Source organism: Galbitalea sp. SE-J8 (genome assembly GCF_030345695.1).
In the GTDB taxonomy this organism is placed as follows: domain Bacteria; phylum Actinomycetota; class Actinomycetes; order Actinomycetales; family Microbacteriaceae; genus JAUASV01.
Genome location: NZ_JAUASV010000002.1, coordinates 220963 through 238610, shown reverse-complemented (window position 1 = coordinate 238610; position 17648 = coordinate 220963). Strand labels below are relative to the sequence as shown.

Genomic DNA, 17648 nt, shown 5'->3' with positions numbered 1-17648 from the left:
CGCGCGCGAGGGGGTTGCTGTGGTCGCTCTGAATCTCGTCGAGGCACTCGAGCGTGCCGTGAAAGCGGCGAAGCATCTCGACGCGGATGGCAAGGACGCCGCCGCGATCGAGGCGCTTCGTGGTCTGGCTCGGAAGGCCGACGCCTGGGACCAGATCGTCGACTGGGCGATCGAGGACGCGAGCGAGCGCGAGGGTGCCCGGCCCGCGGTGCCCGCCAACGACAACGTGACGCTCGCGATCTTCTTCAAGGCGTGTGACCAGCTCGGATTAACGCCGTCCGGCCGGAAGGCCATCGACCTCAAGGAGGCGAAGGCCGGTGGCAAGCTCGCGAACCTCCGAGACCAGGGCACAGGCCCGTAGCGCTCCGCCGAAGCTGAAGCGCGGCAAGGTCTTCGGCTGCGAGACGCCGCGGGTCTGGACGCCGCCTCTTCGGCCTCTCACCCCGTCGACGACGAAGGGGTTCGAGTGCATCAGGTTCGCCGAGGACATCCTCGGCATCGATTTGCTGCCCTGGCAGAAGTGGCTTCTTCTGCACGCGCTCGAGCTGCGCGAGGACGGCACCTACCGGTTCCGCACGGTGGTCGTGCTCGTCGCCCGCCAGAACGGCAAGTCGACGCTCATGCAGGTGCTCAGCCTGTGGCGGATGTACATGGACCGCCGAGCGCCGCTCGTGATCGGGACTGCGCAGAACCTCGACATCGCCGAGGAACTGTGGCAGGGCGCGGTCGATATGGCGCAGGGCGTCGACGAGCTCGCGGGTGAGATCGACAAGGTCGACCTCACCAACGGCAAGAAGGCGCTCAAGCTCACCACGGGCGCCCGGTACAAGGTGCAGGCGGCGACACGTCGCGGCGGCCGTGGCCTCTCGGGCGATCTGATCCTCATGGATGAGCTGCGCGAGCACCAGAACTGGGAGGCGTGGTCGGCCGTGACGAAGACGACGATGGCCCGCCGCTACGCGCAGATTTGGACGCCGTCGAACGCTGGAGACCGCACGTCGGTCGTGCTCGCGCACCTTCGGATGCTGGCGCACATCGCGCTCGGCGACCCGGACGACATCTACTCGGAGCAGATGTCCGAGGGCATCGGCGATCTCGTCGACGACTCGCTCGGTATCTTCGAGTGGTCCGCTCCCCCGGACTGCTCGCTCGACGACATGGAGGCGGCAGCCCAGGCGAACCCGTCGCTCGGCTACACGATCGACGTGCGTGCGATCCTCGCGGCCCGCAGCACCGACCCCGAGGCGAAGTACCGCACCGAGGTGCTGTGCCAGTGGGTCGACTCGCTGCGCGAGGGCGGGTTCCCGGCCTCGGTGTGGGCGACGTCGAAGGTCGATGACCCGCCGCGGATCACGCGGGCTCCGACCGTCTGCGTCGACGTGCGGACAGGCGTCTCACAGTCGCTCTCGATCGTCGTTGTTGGCGGGACCGATGAAGGCTACGACCTCGTGCACGTCGCCCGCTACGAGACCGGCAACGACTGGGACTACCAGTATGCGGTCAACTGCACGCTGGGTGTGCTCGCTGCTCGAGGGCTGAGATCGGTCGTCATCGACAAGTACGGCGAGAACATGCACCTCGTGCCGCTTTTCGAGGACGCCGGCATCAGGGTGCTGCTCATCGACACCACCGACGCCCGTGCGGGCGCGGTCGCGTTCTCTGATGGCGTCTTCACCGGGCTTATCAAGCACAAGGGGCAAGAGCCGCTCGACATCGCCGTTATCGGCGCGGGTAAGCGCGTCACTGACGCCGGCTTCGTCTGGTCTCAGACCCGCTCCACCACCGACATTTCTCCGCTGCGCGCCGCTACGGCCGCGTGGTGGGCCTACACGAGGTCTCTCGCCGTCGAATATGACGTGCTCGAGAGCGCCTATTAGGAGGTCTCATGCGCGAGGTCATCACGACCGTCATAGAGGTCACATCCGCGGCGCTGATCGTCGCCGGGGTCGCCGCGATCTACTGGCCCGCGGCGCTGATCGTCGCGGGGGCCGCAGGGCTCGTCATCTCAAGACAGGCGGTGCGCGGGTGAGTGTGTTCTTCCGGCGAGCGGAGCAGCGGTCGGTCTCGTACCAGGACGTGTGGGGGTCGGGCCGGGCGTGGTTCGGGTCGAACACGATGGAGAACGCGTTGCGGCTCGGGCCGGTGTATGCGGCATCCGGGCTGATCGCCGACATGCTCGCGTCGACGCCGTGGGCGGCGTTCCGGGAGTCCGGGGACGTGCCGCAGCGGCTCTCGCAGCAGCCGCAGCTCGTGACCGGCCCGGGTGTGAAGGTCGACCTGTACGCGTGGAAGTTCCAGCTTGCGGTGTCGTGTCTGCTGCGCGGGAACGCGTACGGGTTGGTGACCGCGGTCGACTACCGCGGTATCCCGTCCGCCATATCGTGGCTGAACCCTGAAATGTGCGACGTCGACGACGACAACGGCGACATCTACTTCGAAGGCCGGAAGCTGGACCGTCAGTCGGTCATCCACGTGCCCGGCTACCTGCTGCCCGGCCACTACAAGGGGCTGTCTCCGCTCGGGCTGTTCAAGGAGCAGATGGAGACGGGGATGGAGGCGCAGCGCTTCGGCCGAAAGTTCTTCAATCGGGGCGCGGTGCCGACGGCGATCCTGAAGAACACCGAGAAGTCACTGTCGCCGGTGCAGGCCGAGGTGATGAAGCGGCGTTTCGTCGCATCGGTGTCCGAGTCGGAGCCGTTCGTCACGGGTGCCGACTGGGATTACAAGGCGATCTCGGTGCCGCAGGGTGAGGTGCAGTTCCTCGCCGGGATCAAGGCGACCGCGAACCAGATCGCCGCGATCTACCGTGTCGCGCCCGAGGATGTCGGCGGAGAGACCGGGGGCAGCACCCTCAAATACGCGAGCCTCGAGCAGGACCTCATCCGATTCAACATTCGCACGCTGCGGCCCTGGGCCACCCGGTTCGAGTCTGCGTTCGACGCGTACATGCCCGGCAAGGACTACCTGCGGTTCAACCTCGACGCGGGTGTCCGCGCCGACATCAAGTCCCGGTTCGAGGCGCACGCGATCGCGCTCAACGCCGGAATCGAGTTCATGGACGAGGTGCGCGCGCTCGAAGAGCGTCCACCCGCGACCGAAGCGCAGCGGGCCGAATGGGCCGCGCGGCAGAGCAAGGGCGTGAAGCCCCAGACCCCCAGGAGTGACAATGCTCGAGACGACTGAGCGCCGGTCGCTCGCGCGGCCCGTCGAGTTCCGCGCGTCCGATTCCGGACCCGGCACGCTCGTCGGCTACGCGGCGACGTACAACCGGTACTCGCAGAACCTCGGCGGGTTCGTCGAGCTCGTCATGCCCGGCGCGTTCGCGAAGTCCCTCGCGGACGAGAACCCGGTGCTGTGCCGCTACAACCACGACGACAACTGGCTGCTCGGCACCACCGCGGCGGGCACGCTGCGGCTGCTCGACGACAACACCGGGCTCGGCTACGAGTGCGACCTACCCGACACGACGGCCGGTCGCGACGTCGCCGTGCTCGCGCGGCGCGGCGACGTGCAGCGTTCGTCGTTCGCGTTCCGCACCATCGAGGACGACTGGGACGTCACCGAGCAGGGGTTCCCCGTCCGCAAGCTCATCTCCGCGCGACTCTTCGACACCGCCCCGGTGAACACGCCCGCCTACCTCGACACGTCGAGCGCGGTCCGGTCGTTCTCGGAGAAGTACGACGTCGAGCCCGCCGTCTTCGAGGCGGCCACGCCCGAAGAGATCCGTTCGCTCATCCAGGGCGAGCACATCGATATTCCTGCCGTCGAAGCGCGGCAGGAGCAGGAAGCCGAGGGGCAGCGCGCCACGCACCCCGACGCCGCCACCCTGCGCCGTCGACTCGAGTTCGAAGAGTTCGACGCCCCCGCTGGCAGGTAGACAACCACCGGCACATCCCACCCAAGCCCCCGCGATCGCGGGGGCTTTTCGCATTTCCGGGAAGGAAAACGGATGTCCAAGTACACCGATGGTCTCGTCGTCGAGCGCAACAAGGCGTGGCACGAGGCCAAGGCGATCCTCGCCGTCGCCGAGACGGACGGGAACCGTTCGCTCACGGCCGAAGAGAACGAGAAGTACGACCGCGCCAGCGAGGCGATGCGCTCCCTCAAGGAGCAGATCGACAAGTTCGTCGCCGACGAGGTGGCCTCGCGTGGCCTCGAGGACACGCTCGCCGAGCTGCGCAACGCGCCCGCGACCGGGCCGAACTCGCTCGAGGGCAAGATCGAGGGCGAGCTGCGCTCGTTCTTCAAGCGCGAGACGCACGAGTGCGAGTTCGCGCCGTCCGACAAGCGCGAGATGCACAGCATCATCGAGCGCCGCGGCCTCACCGTGGGCACGGCGGGGGCCGGTGGCAACACCGTTCCCCAGTCGTTCTACGGCCGCCTGTGGGAGCACCTCATCGAGACGGCGACGCTCCCCGGTCAGGGCGCGACGATCTTCACGACCGACAGTGGCGAGAACTTCACCATTCCGGTGACGCTCACGCACGGTGCGGCCGAGCAGGGCGCTGAGGCGACCGAGATGGGCGGCACGGACCCGACGTTCGGCAAGCGCACCCTCGGTGCGTACAAGTTCGACCAGCTCATCCTGCTCTCGCGCGAGCTCGTCGACGACACCGGCGTCGACATCCTCGGCTACGTCGCTCGTGCGGTCGGCCGCAACCTCGGCAACCTGTTCGGTCAGCGACTCATCTCGGGCACCGGCACGAATCAGCCCACGGGCCTGTTCACGACCGCCGCGACCGGCGTCACCTCCGCGACCGGTGTCGCGGGCGTGCCGACGTTCGACAACCTGATCGATCTGCAGTACAGCGTCATCGCGCCGTACCGGGCGAACGGGAAGTGGCTCATGAAGGACACCACGGCCGCGACCGTCCGCAAGATCAAGGACACGACGGGGCAGTACATCTGGCAGCCAGCGGTCATCGCCGGCCAGCCCGACCTGCTGCTCGGCAAGCCCGTCGCGACCGACCCGTACATCGACGCCACCGGCATCAACAAGAAGTCGGTGCTGTTCGGTGACCTGTCCGCGTACGCGGTGCGTGTCGTCAACGGGCTGCGTTTCGAGCGCAGCGACGACTACAAGTTCGGGTCCGATCAGATCGCGTTCCGCGCGGTCCTGCGCGGCGACGGTCTGCTCATCGACCAGACCGGTGCGGTGAAGACCTTCACGGGCGCCGCCAGCTAAGCGACGCCACCGAGGGGCGGCCACCCGGCCGCCCCTCTCGTCACACCGAGAAGGAGATCACCAATGGCACCCACGGTGCAGATGCTGACCCAGTTCAGCGGCACGTACGACGGCCAGGACTACCCCGGCCCGGGCGGCTTCATCGAACTCGCCGACATCGACGCGAAGCAGTTCATCGAGCACGGGTGGGCGCGCGAGCCCAAGGCCGAGACAGCGACCGCCCCGCCGACCGGGCTCACCACGGCCTCCCTCGACGGGCCGCCCGCCCCGCCCGTGGCCCCGCCGGCGGCCGTGGAGCCTCCCCGCGCCGGCCCCGGCTCGAGTGCCGACGCGTGGCGCGACTACGCTGCCGCGATCGGTGTCACTGTCGCAGCCGACGCGAAGGCGAAGGACGTGCAGGCCGCGGTCGACGCGTTCACGGCCGAGCAGGCGAGCTAGTGGCCGTCGTCGACGGGATCATCACCCTCGACGACGCCCGCAAGTCCCTCGGATGGGCCGCGACATCGACAGCGGACGACGCCGACCTCGAGACGTACATCGAGGCGGTGACGCCCGTCGTCGAGAGGATCGTCGGCCCGGTCATCCGCCGCAGCAAGACGTACACGGTCGACGGTGGCCGCGACGTCGTGCTGCTGCCCGACGCGTTCTCGACACTCTCTACCGTCACGGTCGGCGGGGTGCCCCTCGCGGGGTGCGTCGCCGACCCTGATGCGGGGATGGTCTACGCGCCCGAGGGGACCGTCTTCGCGGGCGGGCGCCGCAGCGTCGTCATCGTGGTCACGGTCGGGTACGAGCAGTCCGACATCCCCGAGAACATCGTGCTCGCCGCCCGCGAGATCGTCCGCCACCTGTGGCAGGTCGGCCGTCAGGGCACGAGGCCGAAGTGGGGCACCGAAGAGGCCGAGGGTCTCGTCCCGAGCTACTTCGCGCTGCCGAAACGTGCCGAGCAGTTGCTCGCGCCGCACGCCCGGGCGGGTGGGTTCGCATGAGCAAGAAGTTCTCGCTCGCGGGTGACTTCAAGCGGGCGTTCGTCGAGGGTGCGACGGTCCTGTTCGCCGACGAGCCCGTCAAGGTCGCCTTCGGGCATCCCGGGATCGAGCAGCCGGATGAGATCGTCGCCTTCACGAAGGTCGCATCCGAGCAGGAGCCCGCGACTCTCAGCACCAACCGTTCTCGCGACGAGACCCTCACCCAGACCGTCGTCATATCCGTGTGGCGTGAGGGCGGTGCCGACCAGGAACAGGCCGCGTCCGATCGGGCCTACGAGCTGCTCGGCGCGCTCGAGGAATGGGCGCGGATGACGCGAACCAACGTCGGCGGCGTCCTGTGGTGCGCCCTGACCTCTCACACCTCGGATGGCGAGACGTCCCCGCAAGTGCTTGCGGCCGGTCGTCTCGTCGAGGTGGAAGCCACATTCACCGCGCGTGCGCGCATCACCAGCTAGGAGACCCCGTGAGCAAGTTCAAGAACGTGAGCCCGCTCGGCGAGCTCGTCGTGCCCGCCCTGGGCGAGGCGATCGTGCAGCCGGGCGCGATCGTCGACGTCACCGGCCCGCTCGCCGACCAGTTCGGCGGCCAGCCGGGCGTGTGGCAGGCGCTCGACGAGGACGGCGTGCCGATCCCCGTCGCCACCCCGGAGCCCGTCGTGACGGCCCCGGAAGTGAACGCGGTCATCGACCCGTCCCGGATCGTGTACGCGACCCCGGACCCGGTGGTCGTGACCCCGCCGTCCGCACCCGCCCCCGCCCCCGACCCCGCCCCCGCCCCCGACCCCGCCCCGGACCCGGACCCGGACCCGGAGCCGGACCCGGACCCGGAGCCGGACCCGGACGCCGACGCGGAGCCCGAGCCCGAGCCCGAGCCCGAACCATCGATCTACGCGGGGCTCACCGTCGCCGAGCTGACGGCCGAGATCGCGGCGCGCAACGCCGACCGCGACGAGGAAGACCAGATCGTGCCAGCCGGGACGCGGAAGGCGGACCTCGTAGCCGCGCTCGACGCCGACGACATCGCACACCCCAGTGAGTCGACCGACTCCACCGACACCGAGGAGGGCGACCAGTGACCACCCAGCAGGACGTACAGATCGGAATCAAGAAGGAGACGACCTACGGCACCGCCGCGGTCGTCGACACGTTCTTCGAGTTCACCGAAGAGGACCTCGCCGCGAATCTCGAGTTCGCGCAGGGACAGGGGATGCGCTACGGCAAGAGGGTCGCACGCGCCGACAGGCGGCGGCTCCAGGCCGCGAAGCCGGGCGGTTCGTTCACGACAGAAGTCGTCACGAAGGGTATCGGGAAGCTCGTCGAGGCCGCGTTCGGTGTGGGCACGTCGACGGCGGTGCCGACGCAGACCGGCGCGTACCAGCAGCTGTTCACCCTCACCGCGACGGACCCGCTGCCGTCGTACACGATCCAGGAGGGCATCCCGCCGCTCGGCGGTGGTGCCGCGCAGCCGCAGACGTTCAAGGGCATGGTGTGCTCCGGTTTCGACCTGACGCTCAACAACCTCGGCCTCGTCACGATCAAGTGGAACTGGGTTGGGCAGGACGTCGACACGTCCACCGTCCTCGCGTCCGCGTCGTACGCGACCGGTGTCGACATCTTCACGTTCGTGGATGCGGCGATCACGGTCGGTGGCACCGTCACCGTGCCCACCGCGACTGCGCTCGCGACCGGTGGCACGCAGGTCGCGACGATCCGTGACCTGAACCTCACCCTCGACAACGGGCTCGACCAGAACGGGTACAACATCGGCGCGGGCGGGAAGCGCGGCCGGAAGCCGGCCCTCGGGCTGCGGGCGATCGCGGGGACCCTCACCGCGGAGTACAGCGACAACACGCTGCGGGACGCGTACATGAACCAGTCCGACATCGCGCTCGTGCTCACCCTGAAGCGGGCCGACATCACGATCGGCACGTCGGCGAATCCGGCGTTCCAGATCGTGATCCCGCTGATCCGGCTGGAGGGCGAGCTGCCGAAGGCGAACGGCGGCGACGTCGTGACGCAGAGCGTCGGGTTCACGGCCCTCGACGGTGGTGTCGCCGCATCCCAGGCGTACGTCGCGATCGTCACCACGGAGACCGCGATCTGACGATGGCGGGCAAGGGCGAGGGCGGCTATTCGATCCGCATCGACCCGATGGAGTGGGCGAAGCTCAAAGCCGACCTTGACAGGTTCGACCCTGGGCTCGCCCGCTCCATGCGCCGCCGCATCAAGCAGGCGGGCATGGTAGCCGCGAACCGGGTACGCCGGGAACTCGAACTCGATTCCCCAGGCGGCGGTGCGGACACCCACGAGGGCCGCGACGCCCTCATCCGCGCCACATCGGTGTCGGTGTCGTTCGGCAAGCGGATGGCCGGCGCCCGCGTCGTCACCTCCGACCGGCTGCTCGACGACAAGCACAAGGGCCTCATGAAGGTCTACAACCTCGACACCTTCCGGCACCCCGTATTCGGAGACCGGGAGGAGTGGGTCACCCAGAAGGGCCGCCCCTACTTCGGGGCCGTGATCCGGAAGGCCCTCGACCGTGAGGTCTACGCGCAGATTCAGTCGATCTTCGACGACGCCTACGCATTCATCAACGCACGCATGTTCGACAGATAAGGAAACCCCCGTGAAAATCCTGTTTCAGGTACCGACCGAGACCGAACCGGCCCGGTTCGACTTCTACGCCGAGATCATGCGCGCACCGATCGGCGATATCGCGGACATGACGCGCGAGTCGAAGGCGTACGAGGGCGAACCGGTCAGCATGGCCCAGGTCGAGGCGACGGTCGAGTTCATCCACTCGATCGATCTGATCAAGAACGGCGCGTCCCAGGAGGAGCTGGAAGCCAGGTCGCCGTTGCAGGTGCTCGACGACCCCGTGAAGATTCGCGCCGCAATCGGGCTGATCTTCCTGGCGCTGCGGCGCCTCAACCAGGCCGCGACGTGGGAGGACGCCCGCGCGGTTCCGTTCGTTGACACGACCTGGGTATACGAGGGCGTGGAGGCAACCGACGACGCCCCAAAAGACGTAGCCGGGGGCTAGCACACGTCGACGACATCGAGCGGTCGCTGTTCGAGTGGCTGCCGGTCGTGTCGTCGATATTCCCCGACATTTCGCCCCTCAACGCACGCGCCATCACTTACGAGTGGTGGCGCGTGCTCGTTGCCCAGGCGGCGCACAAGCAACAACTGAACAGAGAGGCGAACCATGCCCGGGGCAAGTAAGTCACTGACTTTCGATTTCTTCGGACGCGACCGGACCGCGTCGTCGACGATGAAGGGCATCGAAGCCGCAGGCGACTCGATGGCGTCCCGACTCATCGCGGCCGGCGGCAAGCTGATCGCATCGACAGCGGCGGTCACGGCCGGGTACGTCGGCCTGAAAGCAGCGTTCGGTGCCGGATTCGACCGGTTCTCCGCGGTCGACAACGCGACCGCTTCGCTGGAGTCGTTCGCGTACACGCAGGAGCAGGTAACCTCAATCCTCGGTTCCGCGAACCAGGCCGCCCTCGGAACCGCGTTCTCCTACGGCGATCTCGCGTCGGCCGCGTCGGCCGCGGTCGCGTCCGGTGTGCAGCAGGGTACAGCACTCACGAAGTACCTGGGGCTCGTGACGGATGCCGCAGCGGCTACTCACGCGTCTGTGTCGGACATCTCGGTCGTGTTCAACCAGGTCACCGCGGCCGGTCGCGCGTACACGCAGGACATGAACCAGATCGTGCAGCGCGGAATCCCGGTGTGGCGTCTGCTCGCGGCCCAGTACGGCGTGAACACGACCCAGATTCGAAAGATGGTATCCGAGGGCAAGGTCGACTCGGAGACGTTCTTCAAGGCCATCGACAAGTACATCGGCGGGTCGGCAAAGAAGGTCCACTCGCTCGCCGCGTCGTGGTCGAACACCATGGCCGCGATCGGCCGTGCCGGTGCCGGATCGTCCGGGAAGGACGGTCTGCTCGGGCCGATCCTCGAAGAGTCCAAGACCGGGCTCAAGGATCTCACCTCGGCGCTGAACGCGGTGCAGCCGTCGCTCGACGCGATCGGCAAGGCGTTCGGCGACGCGGCGAAGTTCGCCGGACAGATCCCCGCCCCGGTCCTCGCGGGTGCCGCCGCGCTGGGCCTCTTCACCATCGCCGGGCTCCGCACCCGCTCCGCGACGGTGCAGGTTCGGGACTCGTTCGGGAACCTCCGCGAGGAGGTCGTGAAGACCACCGCACTGCGGGACTGGTCGGCTGGCATCCGCGGGCGCGCAGCCGATGTCGCTTTCGAGGTTCGCCACGCGGCCGGCACGTTCCGTTCCTTGCGGGACGAAGCCGCGCTCGCGGGTGCGACCCTGCCGGCCGTGCGGGCCGGACTGACCGGCATTGCGACCGCCGCACGCGCAGGCGGCTCGGAGCTGCTCAATGCCTTCGGCGGGCCGGTCATGCTCGGGATCACAGCCGGTGTGACGATCCTCACCGCTGCGATCGCCGCCTGGCAGGCCAAGACGGCGGAGCAGAAGCAGACCCTCGCCGAGCTCACCGCCACCCTTGACGAGAACACGGGCGCCGTCACAGCGAACACGTACCAGAAAATCGCCGAGGATATCGGCGACGTCATCAAGGGCATGAACGACGCCGGGGTGTCGACGTCCGGCCTCGCGAAGGCCATCGCCGAGGGCGGGCCGGAGCTCGACAAGTTCCGGGACAAGCTGCTCGCGATCATCGCGGCGGAGAAGACCACGAACGCGCGCGGGCAGTTCACGATCTCGAAGGCGGGCCTTCAGGCGCGGGACTGGCTCAACCAGATCAACGACCAGGCCAAGTCGACGGCGGACTCGATCGCCGCGAAGAAGCGTCAGCTCGACGCGACCGGCGAGGCCCTCGACGCCACCGCGGACAAGGTGAAGAACGCTGCGTACGAGGTCGACGGGCTCGACGACAAGCTCAAGAGCGTATTCTCCGATGTGACCAGCGCCGAGAAGGCGCAGAAGGCGATCGATTCGCTCTCGAAGTCGATCGTCGACAACGGCAAGTCGATGGATGAGTCGACCGCGGGCGGGGTCGAGAACGCCGCCGCGCTCACCGACGCCATCGACGCCCTCGCCGCGAAAGCCGGGGGCGACAGCACAAAGTTCCAGGGCTCCCTGATGGGGATGCTTGCAGGGCTGAAGGCCTCGGGTGTCGACACGACCAAGGTCATGAGCTTGGTCAAGGATGCATTCTTCGCTGTGACGGATCAGAAGTGGTCGGTGCTGCTCGACGGGTCGCAGTCGATTGCCGCGGCGCAGCAGATCACGGAGGCGAACCTCACCGCCGCTGAAAGTGCCCTCACGTTGCAGGAGGCATCGGCTGGTGACGGTGCCATCGAGCGCAGTACTGCGAACGCCGGTCGTGCTCGAGTCTCGGACCTTCGGGCCAGGCTCGATGAGCTCAAGGCGGCTGCGCAGGCCGCGAAGGACATTGAGTCGACGTTCGCGGCGTCGTTCAGCACTGCGGCGTCCAACGCATCCGAGAAGGCGTCGGCGGCGGCGTCGACCGCAGACAAGAAGGCGACTCAGGCGCAGAAGGACCGCACGGACAAGTTCCGGGACCAGATCGAGGACCTGGTAGCGACGGCGAAGGACGGCACCTACAAGTCCGTCGCAGCGATCCAGTCGATGGCGAAGAAGCAGAAGCGGGCCATATCCGACGCGTACTCCGACAAGGACATCACGAAGAAGGAGAAGACTGCCCTCGACAAGCTCGTCGACAAGTGGAAGTCGTCGTCGAAGACCGCGGCGAAGGCTGCGGCGGATGCCGCGGCCGACCTCGACACGGCGTTGAAGAGCACCCTGCCGGACGGGTCGGACCTGTCGGTGCTGTCGTCGGATGCGCAGCAGACCCTCGCGAAGATCGACAAGGCCGTCAAGGCCGGTGCGATCACGGCGGCGAAGGCGAAGGCCCTCAAAGAGCAGGTGTCCACGGTCGACGTGCACTCGCAGGCTGACACGAAGTGGGCCGACGCGTGGGGGAAGAACGGGTACGTCGACGGGGTGAACATGACCGCCCGCGACATCATCGCTGGGGCGGACGCGGCTCGGGCGAAGATCGCCGCGGATTTCAAGGCAGGTTTGATCTCGAAAGACGCGCGGAAGGATGCGCTCGACTCGATCAATCAGACCGTGGTCGATCTGCAAGAAGCGGGCGTTGAGGCACGGAAAAGCATCGCGGACGCGGCGAAGTCGTGGGGCGACGGGATCGGTCTTGATGATGACGCGTTGCGGCGTATCGGGCGGCTGTCGGCGGCAGCGCAGGATGTCGCCGACCAGGTGCTCGACACGTTCAATCAGGGCGGAATCGACGCCGGTACCCGTGATGGTCTGCTCGCGTACATCCGTCAGCAGGACGATGCCCTGCACGTTCAGGTGGATCGGACGTGGACGGTCGGTGATGAGCTCGCGAGAGCGCAGGCCGGCGTGTCGGCGGCGGTGCTTGCGAATCTCGACCCGCAGACGCGGGCCGAGTACCTGCGGGGTCTGACGCAGCAGAACTCGGCGTTGTCGGCTGCGGCGACGCAGACGGAGATCATCGCCGACACTCTCGCGAAGGCGCAGGATGCGCTGTCGCAGGCTGTGTCGGACAAGGCATCGTTCCGGCAGTCGATCATCGACGGGCTCATATCCCTCGGGGATGTCACGGCCGCGTTGAAGGACAAGCAGGGGCAGATCGTCCGCCAGTGGACGGAGATGCGCGATGGTAAGGCCGTCACGTTCCAGGACGCCCTCGACGGGTCCCTCGGGACCACGGACGATATCAAGAAGAACCTGCGTGATCGGATCGCGGCGGCGGTGCAGTTCCGGCAGGACCTTGCAGCGCTCCAGGCGGAAGGTCTCGATGCGGCTTCCTACAAGCAGGTCGTGAACGAGTTCGTGGAGAACGGGTCGTCGGCGACTGCGCAGGCGTTGCTCGCGGGTGGTGCGGGTGCGGTGCAGGAGATCGCCGGGTTGCAGTCGCAGCTCGCGGACGCCGCGTCGGGGCTTGCGGATGCGGCATCGTCGGGTGCGTATGACGTGTCGATAGCGTTCGGTCAGGGCATCGTGAAGGGTCTCCAGGACCAGCAGGACGCGCTCAACGCGGTGGCGGCGCAGATGGGTGAGGCGATGCTCGCGAGCATCAAGGCATCGCTGGGGATCGCGTCGCCGTCGAAGAAGGCGCGTGCGGCGTTCAGTTGGTTCGGCATTGGTGGTGCGCTCGGCCTCAAGGACAGCACCCCGGCTGCGGTCGCTGCTGCTGCGGACATGGCCGATCAGGTGCTCACGGCCGCGTCGGTGTCTCCGAACGCGCTGCTGCTCGCGTCGGATGCGGCGCAGCCGCGGTGGGAGCCGTCGTCGTCGGCCGCGGGCTACGGCTCGCAGTCGGGCGGCACGACGGTGCAGCTCATCAACAGGACCGGGGTTCGGCTATCGGACCTCATCGACGTGCGCATCAACGATGCGCTGATCGATTTCGACAATGACGGGACGGTGGCCGGATGGTGATGCAGGCGACCCTGTTTGCGGGTGAGGCGCCTCCGCGGTGTCAGATTGCGGTGAAGTCGTTTGCGGGGGTGTGGCAGCCGACCGCGGATTGCGTGCAGAACCTGGCCGTGAATCCGTCGTTCGAGTCGGTGTCGGGCTCGGTCGTGGTGCGGTCGAATCTGTGCCCGAATCCTCGCGCGGTCGCCGGTGCGGGAGGGTGGATTTCCAATTCGGGATCGGCGTCCAGTTCGTACCAGACGGTGGGTGGCCCGACAGCGGATATGCCGACATGGTTTCGTCGGAGGTTAAACACCTCCTACGGTCCCGGAGGGATGACCATTTCGTATGGTCCGAACGCGGCAGGGCAGGCGGTCACGCCGATCCCTGTCGTGGAGGGCCGCACGTACACGGCGTCTCTGTGGGGGGTGTATTCGGCACCAGCGAATGCCACCAGGATTGTGCAGGTCCGGGTTAGGTGGTGGGACGCGGACGGTGCACTCATCGGCGATGGCCCCATCACGTCCGCGATCGTGTCGTCTGGTGTGTGGGCACGGTTGAGCACGCTCCCCTCGGTTGCCCCTCCGGGCGCTGCCGGTGCCGCCGCTTCGGTCAATTTCGTCACACTGACTGCCGTGGCGGGTGACTTCATCGGCCTCACCGGGTTGCTGTTCGAGGAAGCGACCCGGGTGCTCCCGTATTTCGACGGTAATACCGTGGTAGCGGGTAACCCGGTGGTGAACCCGCAGGCTCAACAATCAGGGTTCACCGGGTGGGGGGCCGGGACGGTGGGTTCCACCGCCACACGTGTTATCGGCGGTGGTGGTGTCACCGGGGGTAAGAACTGGTTTCGGTTGTCGTGGTCGGCTGCGCCCACCGGATCGCCTGCGAATATTCAGACGTCGCTTGGGTCGTTGATTCCGGTGTCGGGTGATCGTTCGTACACGGTCAGCGCTGATTACTTCCAGACGAAGGCGAAACCGTCCGGTAATCGGATCGACGCGGCGTTCTACACGAGTGATGGGACGCTGATCTCGTCGGCGGTGCAGGAGCACTGGACCCCGGTTGCGGGGGTGTGGGCGCGAACGTCGCGGACGGTCACTCCTCCCGCAGGTGCGGCTCTCATGCGGATCGGGTTCGCCTGGTCCGGCTACCAGTCGGTGTTCGGTGCGGGGGACTATGTGGGGGTGACGGCGGTCCGGGTGACTGCCGTGTCGGACGACCCGGACGACGACGCCCAGTACGTGTCGGAGTACGAGTACGGGTGGGCGGGCGCCGACAACGCGTCCGCGTCGGAGCGGCGTGCGCCGGCGGTGACTGGTGGCGGCCCGAACGGGGCGTGCGGGTGGGCGTCGACGGTGTGGGCGTCTACCGGCAGGAAAGCGTTGCGGGTGTCGCCGCGTGGCAGTGCGGCGGCGTCGTTCTACAGCCCGGAGGGTGATGTCGGCGGGATGCGGGCCGGGATGGTAGCCGGGGGCACGTACACGGTGATGGCGAGGTGCTGGCTTCCTGCCCCGCAGTCCGGTGATGTCATCGCCGAGGCGCGCTGCATCGTCGGCTACTACCGGGACGGTGCCGGGGTGTACCAGCAGGTGTCCAGTGAGCAGCCGCCGAACGCTGCGGGGTGGACCGATCTGCGCCTCACCCTCACCATTCCGGGTGATGCGACAGAAGCGTTCGTGCGGCTGTTCAACGGTGCCGCCGAGGGCGGCGGGGATGTCTGGTGGGACGACTACGCCATCATGGGCGGCGTCTACACGGGCGGATGGTTCTCCGGCGACACCACCGGTGTGACACCGGAGAACCCGTTCGACAGTGGGGTGATCTACTCGTGGGATGGCGCGGTCGGCGGGTCGCCATCGCGGCGGTCGGTGTCGCAGTTCGTCCCCGACTCCGGGAACCCGTTCACGACGCTGCGGCTGTACCGCGACGGTGTGCTCGTGCGCCGTCAACCACAGTCCGGGCAGGTCGCGGCGGTGGTCGACGACTACGAGTTCAACCGTGAGGTGCCCGTCACGTACCGGCTGGAGTACGCCTACCAGACCGCCCCGGGCACGGTCCTGTCGGAGTCGTTGACCCTGACGGCGGACATTGCGGACGCGTGGATCATCCACCCCCGCACCCCGGCGTTGTCGTTGGCGTTGTCGAACGTCGACGACTCGAAGTCGGGGCTCGCGAAGCTCGGCAACTCGTCGAGGAAGTCGACCCGGACCCTGCATCAGATCATCGGGCAGGCGAAACCGGTCGTGACTTCCACGGGGCGGAGGCTGTCGACGTCGCGGACGATCGAGGTCGAGACCGTCACCATGGCGCACTGGCAGCAGCTTCTTGCGCTGCTCGATGATGACCTGCCGGTGCTGTTCCTCATCCCGCCGTCGTGGCGGGTGCTGTTCGAGTCGGGCTGGTACTCGGTCGGCGACATCGACGAGGTGATCCCGGTGGAGAACCCCGACTACGACTACCGGTCGTGGTCGTTGCCGGTCGATGCGGCGGTGGAGCCGATCACGGTCGTGGAGTCGCTGTGGTCGCGTCAGGCGCTCATGGATGCCGGGTACACGCGGCAGCAGCTCGCGGGCGTGTGGGCGTCTCGTCTTGATCTCATGCAGAACCGGAGGGTGCCCAGTGCTTGACGTGTCCCCACAGTTTCTCGCGTCGATCCCGACGTCGACACTGCGGGGCCACTCCCTCACGGTGTCGATCGACGACTACACGTACCCGCTCGTGATCGAGTCGGGGTCATGGTCGGTGACGGGCGGTCAGGACATCCGCCGCAAGGCGGACCTGACCGTCCGGGTGCCGAACTCGTCGCTCAGGCAGGCAGTCGCGGATGGTGGCGTCGCCGCCACCTGGGATGTCATCGGTACCGAGGGCGCCATCTTCGACCTCGGGTCGGGGTTCGACTGGGGCTCCCAGTCGGAGATCGTGACGGTCTTGTCGGGGCAGGCCGCCCCGGTCGGCGAGCAGCAGCCGGACGGCACGTTCAAAGTCACGATCAACGACTTCGGGGCGGCACTGTCGGCGATGTCGTTCGAGGTGCCGCTGGTGCAGGCAGCGTCGATGACCCGCAAGGCGGCCATCGAGCAGATCATCAGCATGGTGTTCCCCGGCATCACGATCGAGAACACCATGACCGACACCGGCACGCTGCACACGCAGCAGCTGTGGTCGGGGTCGCCGCGGGAGGCGCTGAAGGCGCTTCTGTCCGACGCGAAGGCCGAGGGATTCTTCGTCCCGGGGCGGGCGTTCCGCATCCGCGACCTGCCCACCCTGACGGACGCGCCGGTGTGGACGATCGCGACCGGCGACGGCGGCACGGTGAAGTCGTACGGCCGAACCCGGCCTCTCGACAAGCTGTACAACCGGGTGCGGGTCGTGCCGGGCACGACGGACGGCACGCAGCCGTTCTCGTACGGGTCGGCGACGATCGCCGACCCTGCCCACCCGAGGTGGCCGGGCCGGTTCGGGATCGGTGTGCGGTCCGCACCGGACGTGACGTCGACGACGGCCGCGACCCGGGAGGAAGCGGACGAGATCGCCCTCGCGATCCTGACCTCGAAGTACGCGGGCACGTCGGAGACGCTCGAGCTCGGTGCGCTCGCGAACCCGGCCCTCGAAGCCGGGGACGTGGTGCGGGTGGACCTCGCAGCGTCCGCGATGGCGTTCTCGCAGCACTACACCCACCTGCTCGAGCAGTTCACCGTCGACCTGCGCACGCACGACATGACCGCGCAGACAAGGAGCACCGCCGATGACGACTCGTAGACCGCCCACGAGGTCGGCGGCGCAGCTCGCGCAACGCGTTGCCGGCCTCCCCTCGACGCGGGTCAGCGTGTGCCGGATCGTGTCGGTAGCGCCGTTGCAGGTCGATGTCCGCGGCACCGTCACGGATGCCGTGGGCGTCGCGGGCCTCACCTACACGGCCGACCCCGCCGAGGGGCCGTTCACCGGCGTCACCTTCGAGCCCGACACCGGGCTCCCCATCGTTCTACCCCGAGCCTAGGAGG

General features: G+C 67.8%; 18 protein-coding genes. 17 read left to right on the top strand and 1 reads right to left on the bottom strand.

The window, feature by feature from the left end:
- The first annotated feature begins 19 nt into the window (after positions 1-19).
- The 13 genes from QT381_RS02610 to QT381_RS02550 all read left to right on the top strand — a co-directional run bounded on the left by QT381_RS02610 (position 20) and on the right by QT381_RS02550 (position 9216).
- A complete protein-coding gene (locus QT381_RS02610; protein WP_289247137.1) occupies positions 20-361 on the top strand; it encodes a terminase small subunit in 342 nt (113 codons plus the stop codon).
- On the top strand, positions 318-1877 hold the full coding sequence (locus tag QT381_RS02605) for a terminase large subunit domain-containing protein (RefSeq protein ID WP_289247135.1): 1560 nt from the start codon (positions 318-320) through the stop codon (positions 1875-1877). The genes QT381_RS02610 and QT381_RS02605 overlap by 44 nt, the downstream gene beginning before the upstream one ends.
- 8 nt (positions 1878-1885) lie before the next feature.
- The gene (locus QT381_RS02600; protein ID WP_289247134.1) at positions 1886-2029 is read left to right on the top strand and encodes a hypothetical protein; all 144 of its coding nucleotides are present in this window, start codon (positions 1886-1888) and stop codon (positions 2027-2029) included.
- Positions 2030-2115: 86 nt separating this feature from the next.
- Positions 2116-3183, top strand: a complete 1068-nt coding sequence (locus tag QT381_RS02595) for a phage portal protein (protein WP_289247249.1) — start codon at positions 2116-2118, stop codon at positions 3181-3183.
- Complete coding sequence (locus QT381_RS02590) at positions 3167-3877, top strand: HK97 family phage prohead protease (RefSeq protein ID WP_289247133.1); 711 nt, start codon at positions 3167-3169, stop codon at positions 3875-3877. Before QT381_RS02595 ends, QT381_RS02590 begins: the two co-directional genes overlap by 17 nt.
- A 72-nt stretch (positions 3878-3949) precedes the next feature.
- Positions 3950-5185, top strand: coding sequence for a phage major capsid protein (locus QT381_RS02585; RefSeq protein WP_289247132.1), 1236 nt, complete (start codon positions 3950-3952; stop codon positions 5183-5185).
- Positions 5186-5248: 63 nt separating this feature from the next.
- Positions 5249-5623, top strand: coding sequence for a hypothetical protein (locus tag QT381_RS02580; protein WP_289247131.1), 375 nt, complete (start codon positions 5249-5251; stop codon positions 5621-5623).
- Positions 5623-6174, top strand: coding sequence for a hypothetical protein (locus QT381_RS02575; protein WP_289247130.1), 552 nt, complete (start codon positions 5623-5625; stop codon positions 6172-6174). Before QT381_RS02580 ends, QT381_RS02575 begins: the two co-directional genes overlap by 1 nt.
- Positions 6171-6629: a hypothetical protein gene (locus QT381_RS02570; RefSeq protein WP_289247129.1), complete on the top strand. Its 459-nt coding sequence runs from the start codon at positions 6171-6173 to the stop codon at positions 6627-6629. The genes QT381_RS02575 and QT381_RS02570 overlap by 4 nt, the downstream gene beginning before the upstream one ends.
- An 8-nt stretch (positions 6630-6637) precedes the next feature.
- Complete coding sequence (locus tag QT381_RS02565; RefSeq protein ID WP_289247128.1) at positions 6638-7249, top strand: hypothetical protein; 612 nt, start codon at positions 6638-6640, stop codon at positions 7247-7249.
- Complete coding sequence (locus QT381_RS02560) at positions 7246-8277, top strand: phage tail tube protein (RefSeq protein ID WP_289247127.1); 1032 nt, start codon at positions 7246-7248, stop codon at positions 8275-8277. Before QT381_RS02565 ends, QT381_RS02560 begins: the two co-directional genes overlap by 4 nt.
- A gap of 2 nt (positions 8278-8279) precedes the next feature.
- Entirely contained in the window at positions 8280-8789 is a 510-nt protein-coding gene (locus QT381_RS02555) for a hypothetical protein (RefSeq protein WP_289247126.1), read from the top strand.
- Between the two features lie 10 nt (positions 8790-8799).
- Entirely contained in the window at positions 8800-9216 is a 417-nt protein-coding gene (locus tag QT381_RS02550; RefSeq protein WP_289247125.1) for a hypothetical protein, read from the top strand.
- On the opposite strand, the gene QT381_RS02545 is transcribed toward QT381_RS02550, so the two are convergent.
- On the bottom strand, positions 9213-9635 hold the full coding sequence (locus QT381_RS02545; RefSeq protein ID WP_289247251.1) for a hypothetical protein: 423 nt from the start codon (positions 9633-9635) through the stop codon (positions 9213-9215). The genes QT381_RS02550 and QT381_RS02545 overlap by 4 nt on opposite strands.
- On the opposite strand from QT381_RS02545, the gene QT381_RS02540 reads away from it, so the two are divergent.
- The 4 genes from QT381_RS02540 to QT381_RS02525 are packed head-to-tail and all read left to right on the top strand — an operon-like array spanning position 9553 to position 17644.
- Positions 9553-13668 carry a tape measure protein gene (locus tag QT381_RS02540; RefSeq protein ID WP_289247248.1) on the top strand — a complete coding sequence of 1372 codons (4116 nt, stop codon included), beginning with the start codon at positions 9553-9555 and terminating at the stop codon, positions 13666-13668. The genes QT381_RS02545 and QT381_RS02540 overlap by 83 nt on opposite strands.
- Positions 13662-16274 carry a carbohydrate binding domain-containing protein gene (locus QT381_RS02535; RefSeq protein WP_289247124.1) on the top strand — a complete coding sequence of 871 codons (2613 nt, stop codon included), beginning with the start codon at positions 13662-13664 and terminating at the stop codon, positions 16272-16274. The genes QT381_RS02540 and QT381_RS02535 overlap by 7 nt, the downstream gene beginning before the upstream one ends.
- A 1-nt stretch (position 16275) precedes the next feature.
- Positions 16276-17406 carry a hypothetical protein gene (locus QT381_RS02530; RefSeq protein WP_289247123.1) on the top strand — a complete coding sequence of 377 codons (1131 nt, stop codon included), beginning with the start codon at positions 16276-16278 and terminating at the stop codon, positions 17404-17406.
- Positions 17393-17644, top strand: a complete 252-nt coding sequence (locus tag QT381_RS02525; RefSeq protein ID WP_289247121.1) for a hypothetical protein — start codon at positions 17393-17395, stop codon at positions 17642-17644. Before QT381_RS02530 ends, QT381_RS02525 begins: the two co-directional genes overlap by 14 nt.
- Positions 17645-17648: the final 4 nt, after the last annotated feature.

Coding starts and splice junctions, on each gene's coding strand:
- QT381_RS02570 (WP_289247129.1), top strand. CDS start 6,171: ATGAGCAAGAAGTTCTCGCTCGCGGGTGACTTCAAGCGGGCGTTCGTC.
- QT381_RS02555 (WP_289247126.1), top strand. CDS start 8,280: ATGGCGGGCAAGGGCGAGGGCGGCTATTCGATCCGCATCGACCCGATG.
- QT381_RS02595 (WP_289247249.1), top strand. CDS start 2,116: ATGGAGAACGCGTTGCGGCTCGGGCCGGTGTATGCGGCATCCGGGCTG.
- QT381_RS02525 (WP_289247121.1), top strand. CDS start 17,393: ATGACGACTCGTAGACCGCCCACGAGGTCGGCGGCGCAGCTCGCGCAA.
- QT381_RS02580 (WP_289247131.1), top strand. CDS start 5,249: ATGGCACCCACGGTGCAGATGCTGACCCAGTTCAGCGGCACGTACGAC.
- QT381_RS02585 (WP_289247132.1), top strand. CDS start 3,950: ATGTCCAAGTACACCGATGGTCTCGTCGTCGAGCGCAACAAGGCGTGG.
- QT381_RS02535 (WP_289247124.1), top strand. CDS start 13,662: ATGGTGATGCAGGCGACCCTGTTTGCGGGTGAGGCGCCTCCGCGGTGT.
- QT381_RS02590 (WP_289247133.1), top strand. CDS start 3,167: ATGCTCGAGACGACTGAGCGCCGGTCGCTCGCGCGGCCCGTCGAGTTC.
- QT381_RS02600 (WP_289247134.1), top strand. CDS start 1,886: ATGCGCGAGGTCATCACGACCGTCATAGAGGTCACATCCGCGGCGCTG.